The following is a 13,872-nucleotide window of genomic DNA, read 5'->3' as shown; positions in this document are numbered from 1 at the left end:
TTAAAATTCTTGCGGGTTAAACGGTAATTTACTTCTTCTGACCAACCCGGCTATAAATAGCGAGAAGGCCGTTCCCACGATGATTCTATTGAATAATTCCCCGAAAGCGATACTGGCGGGAACAAAATATACATCAACGTTTTCTTCGAGCATTTTGAAGAGTGGGGAATTCTGGCCGGTAATTTTCAGTGTGTTTATTGTCACGTTTTTGAATTCGGTCAGTAAGTCTGCGTTGAACGTGTATAAAAAGAACACGTACACGGCATAGCATAACGAGGCGATGCAAAGGATGAATATGCCTGTTTTCAGTGCTTTCCCGTAGGAAATGACACCAGCCAACTGTTCATCCCTGTATTTCCGAACACCGATGAATATCCCGAAAATGGTTAGCATCATGATGATGTTGTGGAATTGTGCGTTTACCACGATTCCTTTTCCTGCCAGGATAAATAACAAAGATGCGAAAATGAAGGTACCCCCGATCAGGCACCCGAATATTGAATTCTGCTTTAAGAATAGCTCGTTATTTTTTTCCATTTAATTTTTCTCCTTTAGTATAATTGGGCGGGACCTCTTAACGAGATCATTTCTCCAACCTGAGGTTTTTCGCCGTTTTCCATGTAGTTATATTGCAACAATTTGGCGAGCTTGATTCCATATATCTGGGAGATCATGTACATGGTGTCTCCGGCTTTCGTTTTATGGAACGTGTAACCTTTGGGAGCTTTATTCTTTTTCTTTGCCAAGAACACGTGCATTCCTGTACGGATCGAAAGTTCGTTTTTATCGTTGTATTTTAATAATTTCTTCAACGGAATATTGAAATACTGGGCGATACTTTCAAACGTGTCCCCTTCTTTCACTTTTACAGAAGGAATCCGATTGATATATACCACCCGGCTCTGGTAGTTTTTGCTTTCGCTGAGTTTGTAGTTTAATTCATTGGGTATCGGACGGACTTTTTTTGCCGGACGATCGAATTGATATAACTCTTCTTCCTCGATAATCTTAATGAGTTTTTGTGCGTAATCGGAGGCGGTTGCATATCCTGCTTTTTTCAATCCTTTAGCCCAGCTTTTGTAATCTGTTTTTGGCAGGTCGAACAGAAAGGCATAGCGGGGACGGGTGAGCAAGAATTCACTGTGATCTACCCATGATTCTTCCGGATTCCTGTATTTTCGGAAACATTCGTTTCGTTTATCATCGTCCATGGTGAAACTGGCCCCGTTCCAGTTGTGGCATTTGATACCGAAATGGTTGTTGGCATTGACCGCCAGTTTGGATGTTCCGCATCCGGATTCCAACATTCCTTGTGCCAGCTTGATGCTGGCGGGGATTCCCGTACGATCCATCTCTTCGATGGCGATACTTTTATATTTTTTGATGAACGCTTTGCGACTGTCCGTAGAGGCTCCACATATGTTAACACATATAAAACTCAAAAATAAAATAACGTAAATCTTGCTCATAGTTTCCGATAATGTTTTATATTGGCGGTAAAATTACGAAAAAAAATAGAATGGAGAAAGCGGAATTGAAGATTGATTACACGGTGTACCGGGAATCTTACCCGGAAGGGTACGAGGAATTGTGTCGTGCTGCCTTGGATGTCACGAAAAATGCGTATTGCGTGTATTCCGGTTTTGCCGTGGGAGCCGCCGTGCTGATGAATAACGGAGAGGTCGTTTGTGGTACTAATCAGGAGAATGTTGCTTATCCTTCCGGGTTGTGCGCTGAGCGGACCGCATTGTTTTATGCTTGTTCCGCTTATCCGGAGATGGGGATTAAGGCAATCGCTATTGCAGCCCGTGATCATGGTGTGGAAGTGGATGAAAATGTTACTCCGTGCGGGGCCTGTCGGCAAGTGATGGCAGAAATTGTTCAACGTTATAAAGCGGATTTTGATGTTATCATGATAGGCAAAAAAAGAACCCTTTTGATCAAGGCCAGCCAGTTATTACCTTTCTCGTTTGTCATGTCTTAAAATGTCTTCCCGAAGAGAATGAAATATCGGTTTGATTAAACCAGAATTAGGTGTAATGCAGTTGTAATCTAATAGAGAACAGTACCCTTTTTCGTTGATCATTCAGAGATAAACCGTTGATTCGCCTGTCGCTGTTATCTGAGTTCTGTTTAAGCTCTGGGGAGTTTTCGAAAGAGGGGTAGCTTTTCGGTTAGATCTCTTCTTGTTCTCGGTTAGATTTGTTGGGTTTTGTAGTTGGTTACGGGGTAGTTGTTGTTGTGCTATAAATTTGTATGTTAGGAAATATTTTGTTTTTGGTACTTAATTATATCGGATAAAGAAGATATAGATTAAATCTTTTTCAATGATGGAAATTTACTAATACCTTAGGGTATTTAATTGCTTGTTCTTGTATTTTTTGTAGTTTTGTAATCTAATAAATTTTCGAATTGCCATATTAAAAAAGCTAATATATCTCGTGTTTATGGAGATTTAAATAATAGAATAAAATGAGTTCTCAAAGAATTAATTATATAATATCAGAATTAATTGATCAATATTTGATAGAGGATAATTTACGTCCTTGGATAATAGGTTTTAGTGGAGGAAAAGATTCTACGGTTTTACTTCAGTTAGTGTGGTATGCAATAAGCAAAATTCCAGAAGAGAAGAGACAGCGTTGTGTGTATGTTGTTTGTAATGACACTTTGGTTGAAAATCCAATTATAGCAAAATATGTTGATAATGTTTTAGGAAAAATACAGACTGCTGCGGTTTGCCAAGATATGCCTATATATGTGAAAAGGACAATTCCGCGATTAGAAGATTCTTTTTGGGTAAATGTTATAGGACGGGGATATCCTGTACCTAATAATACTTTTCGTTGGTGTACTGATAAGATGAAGATAAAACCTACGTCTCGTTTTTTGATAGAACAAGTAGCAGAATATGGAGAGGCTATAATTCTTATTGGAACTCGTAGTGCAGAAAGTGTTAATCGTGCAAAATCAATAAAGAAACATTCGTTACGTGGCAAAAGGTTGGCTAAACATCCGTATAATCCGAATACGTATGTTTATTCTCCTATAAAGGACTTGATGTTGGAGGAGGTTTGGTACATAATTAATGCGATGACTTCCCCTTGGGGGGCAGATAATTCAAAGTTATTTCAAATTTACATGAATGCAAGTGCAGACGATTATGAATGTCCTACAATTGTAACGGATAACAGTCATGGGGCATGCGGGCAAAGTCGTTTTGGCTGTTGGACTTGTACTGTTGTTAAAGAAGATAAATCTTTAACAGCATTGGTTGCGAATGGAGAGGAGTGGTTAAGGCCTCTTTTGCGATTTAGAGAAGAGTTATTTAATGGTCGTAATCTCTCCAAGAATCGATTGTCGACACGAAGGAATGGACAAATTGCTGTTTCTAATGATGGTCATAATCAAGGAACATATACGCCAGAATATCGTATTAAGTTGCTTGAAAAATTGCTTATGGCTCAACGAGAGGTTCAATTTGAGCGATCTGATATCGAATTAATAAATAATCAAGAATTAGTTGCAATTCAAATTGTATGGAATAGGGATGAACTTTATAAAGAGGATGTTAAATTTTTGCGGACTGTCTCCGAAATATATAATAATATCTATGATAAAAAAATAGAAATGGAAAAGCATACCCAGAAAATGCAAAGAGAATTAGACTTATTAGCTAAAGTTTGCTCTGATGACAAGTCTGATTACGAATTGATTCGAGAACTTTTAGGGCTACAGAGAAATAAAGCTTTATTGAATCGGAAAAGAGGTTTAAAAGACGATATGGAAAGGGTCATTGAAAAGTATATTAATAAAAAAGTAGGGTAATGTTTATCAAAGAAATACAATTAAATAATTTTAGAATATATAAAGGGTGTAATACTATTTCTTTATTACCGTCCAATGACGCTAATGTTGTTGTTATCAGTGGTAAGAATGGATTTGGTAAGACTACTTTTTTGATGTCGTTAGTGTGGTGTTTGTATGGTAAACAGATGGAGAAAGTGGATGAGCTATACGAAAAAGAAATTAGAGATAAAGGTAATTACACTAAATATATAGTGGAAAGTTTAAATCGGAGAGCTCGTGAAGAGGGAGAGACTGAATTTTCTGTTATGATTACTTTTTCTGATGTAAAAATTCCTGATATAACTTGTAATGAGGTGACAATTAGGAGATCTTATAATATAATAACAAGTTCATCGGATAAAGTAGAGGTGCTTATTGATGGGTATCCTAATGAGTTAATTGAAGATCTAACGAAAGAAAATCAAAAAGGAGAGGAAATTTTTATTCGTGATTTTATCTTACCTATTGAGATTGCAAAGTTTTTCTTTTTTGATGCTGAAAAGATTGTATCATTAGCGGAAGTTAGTTCTAATTTGCAGCGGCAGCAATTGAGTCGAGCATATTCTCAGGTTTTAGGCATACAAAAATATGAGGATTTAAAAACTACTTTAGAAGAAAAGCAGGATGAATATAGACGTCGTTCTGCAAAGCCTGAAGAAAGGAAAGAATTGACGCAACTTCATGCGGATATAAAAAATTATAGCGAAGATGTTGCTGATTTGAATAAGCAAATAGAAGATCTAAAAGAGGAGAAAAATATAACCGAGAAAGAAGTAGAAGAAATTCAAAGAAAACTCATAAGAGAAGGAGATCGAATGTCGTTAGAAGAACTAAATGCCTTGAAAGCAGAGCAATTGTCTCTAGAACAAAAGATTGTTGACAAACAAAGTGAGTTGAAAGAGCTTCTTGATATAATACCTTTTGCTTTAGCAGGAGAAACTGTTGCTAATGTATCAGAACAATTAAATAATGAAAAGTTAGCTTTAGAACAAAAGTATAAACAGGAAGATATTTTAGATAAAATTGATAAAATAAGAGCTGATATAGAAAATGCTCGATTATATACAAATATTGTATTTGATAAGAATGGTATTAAAATTCGAGAGTTTTATGAAGAACAGATCAAGAGATTGGTAAAAAAATATTTTTTTGTAGAAGAATCTCCGATCCCTGAAAATTTTAAAGTTTTACATGATTTTTCTAGTTCTCAATTTAATGAATTTGTTCAGTTAGTTAATACTATAAAACATAGTTTTAAAGATAAATTTACTCAATTAAATACGGAATATTCATTTTATAAAAATCAATTAGATTCTATAAATAGAAAAATTCGTGATGCTCAAAAAAATGCAGGAGATGAATATACGTTGGCTTTGAGAGATAAAAAAAATGCTCTTATTTCACGAATAAATCAATATTCGAATGAGATAGAAACTACTGTTTTAAAGATTGGAGAGACGCAAAACCAATTAAAAGCTTGTCGTCAACGGCAGGAGATTTTGAGAAAAAAAATAGATGAATCTAGCTCATATTCTTTAAAAGAGCAGAAAACAAGACAATTGATAACTAAATTGCAAAATTTTATAGTTTTGTTTAAAGAAGAAAAAAAGAAATCTTTAGAAGTAAAAATGTTGAATTCCTTAAATATCCTGTTGCATAAGAAAAATTTTGTGACTCGTGTGGAGGTCGATATTAACTTCACCGGAGATGATATTGATATTGTTCTATATGATAAACGTGATAAGGTTATAGATAAAGCATCCCTGTCGATGGGAGAAAGGCAAATGTATGCTTCGGCTTTGTTAAGTTCATTAGTAGATGAATCTGAAATAGAGTTTCCTGTGTTTATTGATAGCCCGATGCAAAAATTTGATGAACAACATGCGGAGAATATTATTAAATATTTTTATCCTAGTGTGTCAAAACAAGTTGTAATTTTCCCATTAATAAACAAGGAATTAACGGAAAGGGAATATTGTTTGTTGAAACCCAATGTTAGTCGGGCGTATTTAATAAATAATGTTAGTACTGATAATTCTGAGTTTGTAGAAACATCTCCTGAAGATTTTTTATCAACGTATAATTTGATATATAATGCAGATTAATATAAAAACTTCTGAAAAAAATCAAGAAATTGTACGAAAGTTAACAACAAAGCTTCCGTATGGTACAAAAGAAAATGTGATTGCTCGAATTGCGTTAGGCTATTCTTTGCAAACAGGGAAAAAATTTCAAACAAGTGATTTTAATTTATATGATTCAAAGGGTAAAGAATATAAAGATCATATTTTATTTGATGAGAAATATAGAGATTTTTATATAGCGTTGATTTCTCAATATTATGGGTTGTACAAAACAGATGAAGTAAATATCCCTCGGTATATTAAATTACATATTGATCATGGTTTAGAATTACTTGATAATATATTTCAAGATAATTACAATTATACATTCTTTGATTTTCTTATCGAATATATAGAAAAGGGTACGCTTTATTTGACAGATTTGAATGTTCCTTTAGATGCAGTACGTAATAATCAACAACATATAGATAAGTCTTATTACACTGGAAGTATTAAAATCAATGTTGGAAGTACGGTAGAAGAAAATCCTCAGACCATTTATTTATCTTTAAATGATACTAGTAGATATAATAATTGTCACATTGCAATTGCAGGAAATTCAGGAACGGGTAAAACGGAATTTGCATTAGAATTTCTATCTCAAATTTATGAACAGTCAAATGGGCATGTAAATTTTATTTATCTTGATTTTAAAGGTTTGAAGCAAGATGATATAAAAAATAGAGAACCTTTTTTTAAAGCAACTAAGACAGATTTTGTTGATGTACCACAAATGCAATTTCCCGTAAATCCTTTAACATTTATAGATAATGTTAATGAGGTTAATAAGAATATGGGTATAGATAAATTTGTTGATATTATTTGTAAATATTCAAATATTGGTATTAAGCAAAAAGGTAAATTGAGAGAAGCTGTTCAGGAAGCTTTTATTAGCCAAAAGGGTGGGACATATCCAAGTTTGAGTATGGTTAATGAGCATCTACATGGATTGGTCGGAGATAAAAGGGATTCATTAACAGAAATAATGGATGAATTAAGTCGGTATAAAATTTTTATTGATGATCCCAAAAATGAATCTAACTTTTTGAATAAAAATTTGTATCTCTCGTTATCAGGAGATTTATCTAATTCTGTTAGATTTACTTCTCTTTTTCTAATTATAAATTATATTTATAATGTATTTATGAATATGGATAACACTTCTGTTGACAATGCATTGAAAGCAATGAGGTATGTTATTCTTATTGATGAAGCTCATGTTTTATTTAAAGAGAAAAAATATCAATATATTTTAGAGAAAATTTTAAGGGAAATACGTTCGAAGGGGGTTGCCGTTGTTTTATTATCTCAAGGTATAGAAGAATATAATCAACCTGATTTTGATTTTTCTACCATGTGTGAGATCGCTTTTTTGCTTGATATAAAAGATAAGAATCCCAAAGTAATGGAAAAGTTTTTAGGACTTTCTGGTAAGAATGTTGTAACTTTAGCTCGTAATATGGAGCAAATCGAGAAAGGGCAAGCTATTTCGAACATAAAAGAATTTGAAGTTGCTCGAAAGTTTTGGATAAAACAGTATTGGAAACGTAATAAATAACTAGCTATGGAAACAACTTCTGATTATCAGACTATATATTACAAAGATTTAATTTTATATCCGCAAAATCCTCGTCTGCCTCGATCAAAGCATAATTTGGATGAAAGAGGAATTATTGATTATATGCTTTTGGAAGCTGCGACATTAGAATTAATGCAAGCGATAGGGGAGAATGATTTTTTTAAAGGAGAGCAATTGTTAGTTGTTCATGAAGGGAATAAATATAAAGTATTAGAGGGGAATAGACGTTTAACCGCAATAAAGCTTTTAAATGAACCTGAATTAGCATCAGTGAAGAAGGCTTCTGTTCGAGAGATTTATGAGGCTGCCCAACATCGTCCAACTCATATTCCATGTTTAATTTTTAATACAGAGGATGAAATTCGAAGATATTTAGGCTATAGACACATAACTGGAATAAAACCTTGGGGGCTGACTGAAAAATCGCGGTATTTGTACAAGTTATATTTCGATGAATTTAAAGGTGAAAATATAGATAATGCTGTTAGTGAATTAGCTAAAAAAATAGGTAGTCGGAAAGAGTATGTGAAAAGAGTCATTATTGCCTACGAGATATATCGAATTGTAGAAGATGAAGGTTTTTATAAAATAAAGGATTTAGATGATACGACATTTTATGTAGGATATTTAGTGGATTCATTGAATCGAAGTCATATTGCTGCATTTCTAGAAGTTGATATGTCATCAGATAGACCTTTGAAAAGTCTGAATAAAGCAAATTTGAAGGAATTAATATTTTGGTTTTTTGAAAAGAATGATCAAAATAAAACTAGGATTAAGGGTAAAAGTAGCGATTTAAATAGTTTAAACGCTGTATTAGGGAGTCCTGTAGCTTGTTCTGCTTTTAGAGAGGGAAAAGACTTGGAACGGGCATTTGAACTTACAGAAAATGTTGAATCTGTATTTTTTACAAATATACAAAATTCTTTAAAATCTTTGGAGCAAGCAGATGCATTAGTTCATAAAATTACAGATTTCTATATAAATCTTGAGTCTGATTTGGTGGAAATTAGAAAACTTACTTCTAAAATAAAGCAGACTAAAGATGAACTACTAAAAAAAGGAGTATTTGGAGATGGTGATGAATTTTAATGAAAAATTGAAAAAGCAATTTCAAGATTTTACTCTTGAAACTCCCAATGTACAAAAATATATAGAACATGTGTATGCTGATTTTGTAGAGTTGAATGCTTTATTTCTAAAAGAAGAAGTAACTGTTGCTGATATTTCAGATAAATTACAAGATATAAAAGATTCTAATATATTAGAGGTGGATGCACTTGACGATGTTGAGAATAAATTGGAGGAAATAGCTTCGCTCGAAGCAGAAAAAAATGATATAATTGAAGAAAGATTTTATTCAATTTTTAATGTCTGTCGTGAACGAGAAAGTTTATATAGTTCTGATGAGTATCCTTTTATTATTAAGAAGAATCAAATTAAATTGAAAGAGCATTTATCGAGTAAGCATAAATTATATATATTACTACTTTTGTGTTCTAATTTGAATTGTTTTAAGGATATTGCTTCAGAGTTGGCTGTCGATTTTGAGACATTATCTTTTTATAGTCTGAAATCCTTTCTCCCGCCAAAAGCTATAATAAAAGTATTTGGGAAAAAGTCATTATATAAAGGTAATGCTAAAACTAAGATTTCAAAATTGGCAGAAGAATTGAATATGAGAATAAACTTGGACAAATTGAATTCAATTCCTAACACGAATACTCAAGAAAGAGGCTTAGATATAATAGCTTGGTTACCTTTTATTGATAGAATTCCCAATATGATTATAATACTTGCTCAATGTGCTTGTGGAAAAGAGTGGAATTATAAGCAATATGATACCCAGAGATTTAAAGAATTTCTCTGTTTTTCTAAATTAGCAATTCACGCTATGTTCATTCCATATGCAATAAGTATTCCAATGAAAAAAAAATTTCATCAACATGATGAAATTTTGTATGATCAGCTTCTTTTTGATAGGAAAAGAATCATTGAGCAACTTGAAGAGTTTGAGTTTATTTCGGAATTACAGTCGTTTCTTGCTGTTGAAAAAAGTATTCGAGAGAGGATTGCCGTATAGTTCTCTTTATCAAAATTTTGCGGATTGCTAGTAAGGATACTGGAAAATGATTTTTCCTGTAGAATACTTACCGGAATAGACCGTTTGATGAATATGTTTATTTTGATGAATGTATCTATTGGGGGTAAAGACTTATATAAATTTTCATCAAATTTGAATTTATATATGTTCTCTGATACTGCTTTAGATAGAAATTCTTTCTTGATCAGTGGTATATTCAAATTTTGTAAAGAGGTGCTGATACATGGTTGGGTAGCAAAAGTATAGATATTTGTGAATTTCTCTACAGCTATAAGTGAGGAGGGAGAAATTACTATCCGTACGGATATTGGCTATTTTAAATAACAATCTATGATCAACAATAAAAGCCGATCTCTTTTTCTTTTCAGTTGGATTTGTATAGTATCGGAGTTTATTGTTTGTTACTCAATACTTTGCTTTACATCTGTTCGTTATCTATTCGTTATATCATCGTTAAATCTAGGTTCTATAGTAACGGAGACTTAACGATGATATAACGAAACGATGAAGGGACAGATGTAAGAGTAAGTGTGAGGGGGAAAGGGAGAACAGGTGAAATTAATATGGTCGGTTTTTTATAATTTTTGAGAATCGGGATAATACTTTTTCTTCATTGATGTGACTTATATATGGAGGCGGCTTAGGGATATGATGTGTGTGTAAAAATTAAAATGTTGTATTATGGGTAAGAACAATATTTTTATAGAGGCGGAATACGAATTCAAGCGGGTGCGTAGGAGTATCTTGTTTCGAATTTTTGCGATTTTGGCTCTTTTAGGGGCTGTCGTATATCAGTATTCGTTCCTGTCAAGGGGAGATGGTAGCGGTTCGATAAATGATTTGTTACAATTCCACATGGATTGGTCCTCTCAGGCTTTGGCTTCATCTATCCCGTTTAAAAGTGCCTATTATTTTAATTTGATTCAACTGTTACTTGTTGTTTCTCTCGTGGTGAACGATTTGAGAAAATATAAAATAGGTACGAAAGAGGCTTTATATTCTCATCCTCAGAGTAACCGGGAAATCGTGACTGGTAATTTTCTAGGGAAATTGTTGGTCGTGACCTTATTAAATGGGCTTGCATTTGCCGTTTCGATAGTTATTAATCTTGTTTTGTATTCTCATTCTTTTGATTTGTCATATTACTTGTTTTATTGGATTACACTCACGTTTCCGACATTAGTTTACTTCCTAGGCTTTTCCGGTTTCATGATTCGTTGGGTGCGTAATTCGGGAATGAGTCTTATTTTGTTAGTGTTGATATTTAGTGGGTTGACTTTTGGTACGGCTCATTTGTTACATGGATTGTTAGATCCTTGTGCTCGTTATGTACCCAATATGTTTTCTGATTTTACGGGACACGTAAATCTAGAGAGTTATCTTTTACAAAGAGGGAGTGTTTTGTTAGCTGGGATCGGTTTTTTTCATATTGTCTGTTATTTCTTATCCAAGAATTCCGAATGGTCTTTTCGTGATGCGGAAAAGCTTATGGGGGGCTTCTGTCTTGTTTGTTCTTTCCGGTTGTTTGGCTTTTATGTATTATAATCATTATAGGGTAATAGATAATAATAGAAAGCTTTATCGGCAAGTATATAATGAAAATAGTACATATTCAGGAACGAGAATTGTGTGCAATGATTTATACGTGAAAATGTTGGAAGGGGGAGGTCTTACAATAAAAAGCCAAATGGAGATTACGAATGGAAATTCGGAAAGGATACCTCTTGTCATGTATTTGAACCCGGGCTTGAAGGTAAGTCGGGTTGAAGTAAATGGGGAAAACGTATTATTCAGGAGAGAATGTCAAGCGATTATTTTGGATAAAGAATTAGCTGCCAGTGAGAGATGTCGTGTTGTGGTTCTGTATGAAGGGAATATTGAAACGGATATATGTTTCTTGGAACAAGAGAATAAGGAATATGATTTCTCTAATGTGAATCGTCTCGGAATATTTTGTTACGGGTATACACCTGCTTTTTGTAGTGAGGATTATACTTTATTGACCCCGGAATGTATATGGTATCCCGTGTCTGTACCTCCTTATAGCCCGTTGGAGTATAGAAAAGTGAATTTTACCCGTTATTCGTTGACCGTTGAGCATGAACCTCGTCTGGTAGTAATTTCACAAGGAGATACGGTGGATGAGAAAGAGGGGAAGACTTCATTTGTTTTTACACATGATATGCCGGGCATAAGTTTGTGTGTCGGTGAATATCGGAAACGGGAAGTGACCGTGGCCTCAATGGGGGCAGCTGATACGACTCGTTTGGAATTGTATTATTTGCCTCGCCATGAATACTTGTTGGAACAATATACTATGCCTGAAGATCAGTTGGTAAAAGTGTTGACAGATAGCAAGGTTAATTTTGAGATGCAGGGGTGTATAAAGAAAAGACAGAGTCTGACAGATAAAGAATGGGAGGAGGTAAATGCGTTGGATGATGGAACACGGAACATGGGGGAATTGATTAGGGAAGTGCTTGCTAAAAGAAAGTTCGACCCGACCCAGCATTACCCTTATCGTCGGTTAACGCTTTTGGAAACTCCATGTAATTTTTATTGTTTTTCTAATTTGTCTCGCTTGACGGGAGAGCGAGAACAGGCAGGAATGGTGTTCCTTCCGGAAAAATTATATTCGATCGAGAAATATCAGAACAAGGTGACTGATAAAGAAGATGATTCGGAAAAAATGGTGACCAAATTGAATGTAGATATTGCCACGATTTTGGGAAGAGGAAGTTGTAGCATAATACCTACGTTGTTTGGTCAAACGTTGTTTATTGATTCCGAGGAATATCCGATTCTGCATGATGTATTACTAAATATGACACATAAGGATCGTGGGGGTGGTATAACCGTGACTGATCATTGGCAAGCTGTACATTATTTGAAAAACAATAGTTTAAAGGATGCTTTGCAGGATCGTGCTTTGTCGCCAGAAGTGGTTCGTGGTATAGTTCTTAAGAAAAGCGAAGAATTGTTCACGTATCTGATGTTGAAGATTGAGAGTGGTGAATTTTGTAAATTTCATATGGATTCCATTGCTAGTACGCATTTTGCAGAAGTCTCTTGGGCTGTGTATTGTCAAAAGTTTCAACAGGCGTTTGGTTTTAGGTTGGATTCTCTCGTAGAAAAATGGTATCATGCGAAAGGTTTACCACAATTGGATATACGTGAATTTCAGGCGTTTCATCTTGGAGGAAAGGATGTTTTTTCTTCGTCTGATATATTTTGTCGTTTTAAAGTATTTAATCGGAGTGATGTGCCGGGACTTATCATGACAATGGATATGCAGGGGTGGATTATTCCACCTCATGAAGGGAGGGAAATTAAGGTTCGTAACCGGAAAAACATGGGACTTATTACTAATAATTATTCTTTGAATATGCCTTTAGCTGAAAATTTTCCATGTGCAATGTCTGTTAGATTGGAAAAACCGGAAAGAGTTCTTGGTGATACCGTGACTGGGATTTTTAATTTGGATTCGATGACATTTTTCCAAAATACGAATGAAATTATCGTTGATAACGAAGATCCCTGTTTTAGGATAATAAAGGCGAAAGGTTTTGATATCGTGTCTTTGTTTCGAGGCGAGGAAGGACCGCAAGAATATCAAACAAGAGCGGGGGAACCGGATACTTGGAAGCCTGTTATTGATAATAATTTTTACGGTATGCCTGTGCGAAGTGCTTTTTATAAACGAGCCGGTTCGGGTGGATCACGTGTAGAATGGAATACAGTATTGTCACAGCCGGGTGAATATGAGGTGTTTTTTTATCATACGAAGCCTGTTAATACAGCGGTAGATCCTAAACAAGAACTTCATTACACGATTTGTAATGGAGAAGAAGAATATAATGTGATTGCAACAGTAGATAGCAAAGAGGCGGGATGGATCTCGTTGGGGGTATTTAATTTCTTAAAAGAGGCAAAAGTCACATTGAGTGATAAAGATCGAAAGGATAAGTTTGAGACAAAATACGGTTGTCTGCCTCAAGAGATTGTGGCAGATGCAGTAAAATGGGTTAAACAATAGGAGGAATAATCTTGTTTTTGGTTAGGCTGCTAACCAGTTGACCGGTTTGACAGAGAATGTTACAGAGAAATATTTATTCCTGTGGGTAAAGCTGTAAGTTTTTGTATCATAATTTTATTATTTTTTTGAAATTAGGGTAATACTTTTTTTTAGTTGATGTGACTTATATATGAAATCCTAT

At 34.2% G+C, this 13,872-nt stretch carries 10 protein-coding genes; 8 read left to right on the top strand and 2 right to left on the bottom strand.

Annotated features, from left to right (window positions below; all coding sequences use genetic code 11):
* Together R8806_RS09150 and R8806_RS09145 are read right to left on the bottom strand one after the other, a co-directional pair.
* On the bottom strand, positions 1-537 hold the full coding sequence (locus R8806_RS09150; protein WP_124317921.1) for a DUF4199 domain-containing protein: 537 nt from the start codon (positions 535-537) through the stop codon (positions 1-3).
* 14 nt (positions 538-551) lie between these two features.
* Complete coding sequence (locus R8806_RS09145) at positions 552-1,469, bottom strand: glucosaminidase domain-containing protein (protein ID WP_124317920.1); 918 nt, start codon at positions 1,467-1,469, stop codon at positions 552-554.
* A gap of 50 nt (positions 1,470-1,519) precedes the next feature.
* On the opposite strand from R8806_RS09145, the gene R8806_RS09140 reads away from it, so the two are divergent.
* The 8 genes from R8806_RS09140 to R8806_RS09105 all read left to right on the top strand — a co-directional run bounded on the left by R8806_RS09140 (position 1,520) and on the right by R8806_RS09105 (position 13,691).
* Positions 1,520-1,984 carry a cytidine deaminase gene (locus R8806_RS09140; RefSeq protein WP_229782912.1) on the top strand — a complete coding sequence of 155 codons (465 nt, stop codon included), beginning with the start codon at positions 1,520-1,522 and terminating at the stop codon, positions 1,982-1,984.
* A gap of 488 nt (positions 1,985-2,472) precedes the next feature.
* Positions 2,473-3,828, top strand: coding sequence for a DNA phosphorothioation system sulfurtransferase DndC (dndC, locus tag R8806_RS09135; protein ID WP_124317918.1), 1,356 nt, complete (start codon positions 2,473-2,475; stop codon positions 3,826-3,828).
* Entirely contained in the window at positions 3,828-5,954 is a 2,127-nt protein-coding gene (gene dndD / locus R8806_RS09130) for a DNA sulfur modification protein DndD (protein ID WP_151412137.1), read from the top strand. Before dndC ends, dndD begins: the two co-directional genes overlap by 1 nt.
* Positions 5,944-7,530: a DndE family protein gene (locus R8806_RS09125; protein ID WP_151412138.1), complete on the top strand. Its 1,587-nt coding sequence runs from the start codon at positions 5,944-5,946 to the stop codon at positions 7,528-7,530. Before dndD ends, R8806_RS09125 begins: the two co-directional genes overlap by 11 nt.
* A 6-nt stretch (positions 7,531-7,536) precedes the next feature.
* Positions 7,537-8,643, top strand: a complete 1,107-nt coding sequence (locus R8806_RS09120; RefSeq protein ID WP_317715808.1) for a hypothetical protein — start codon at positions 7,537-7,539, stop codon at positions 8,641-8,643.
* Positions 8,621-9,634, top strand: coding sequence for a hypothetical protein (locus R8806_RS09115; RefSeq protein ID WP_124318045.1), 1,014 nt, complete (start codon positions 8,621-8,623; stop codon positions 9,632-9,634). Before R8806_RS09120 ends, R8806_RS09115 begins: the two co-directional genes overlap by 23 nt.
* A gap of 702 nt (positions 9,635-10,336) precedes the next feature.
* On the top strand, positions 10,337-11,200 hold the full coding sequence (locus tag R8806_RS09110) for an ABC transporter permease (RefSeq protein WP_124318044.1): 864 nt from the start codon (positions 10,337-10,339) through the stop codon (positions 11,198-11,200).
* 142 nt (positions 11,201-11,342) lie between these two features.
* The gene (locus tag R8806_RS09105) at positions 11,343-13,691 is read left to right on the top strand and encodes a golvesin C-terminal-like domain-containing protein (protein ID WP_151412140.1); all 2,349 of its coding nucleotides are present in this window, start codon (positions 11,343-11,345) and stop codon (positions 13,689-13,691) included.
* The last annotated feature ends 181 nt before the right edge of the window (positions 13,692-13,872 follow it).

The sequence above is a fragment of the Butyricimonas faecihominis genome (genome assembly GCF_033096445.1).
GTDB classification, from domain to species: Bacteria; Bacteroidota; Bacteroidia; order Bacteroidales; family Marinifilaceae; genus Butyricimonas; species Butyricimonas faecihominis.
This window is presented reverse-complemented; position numbering and strand designations above follow the sequence as displayed.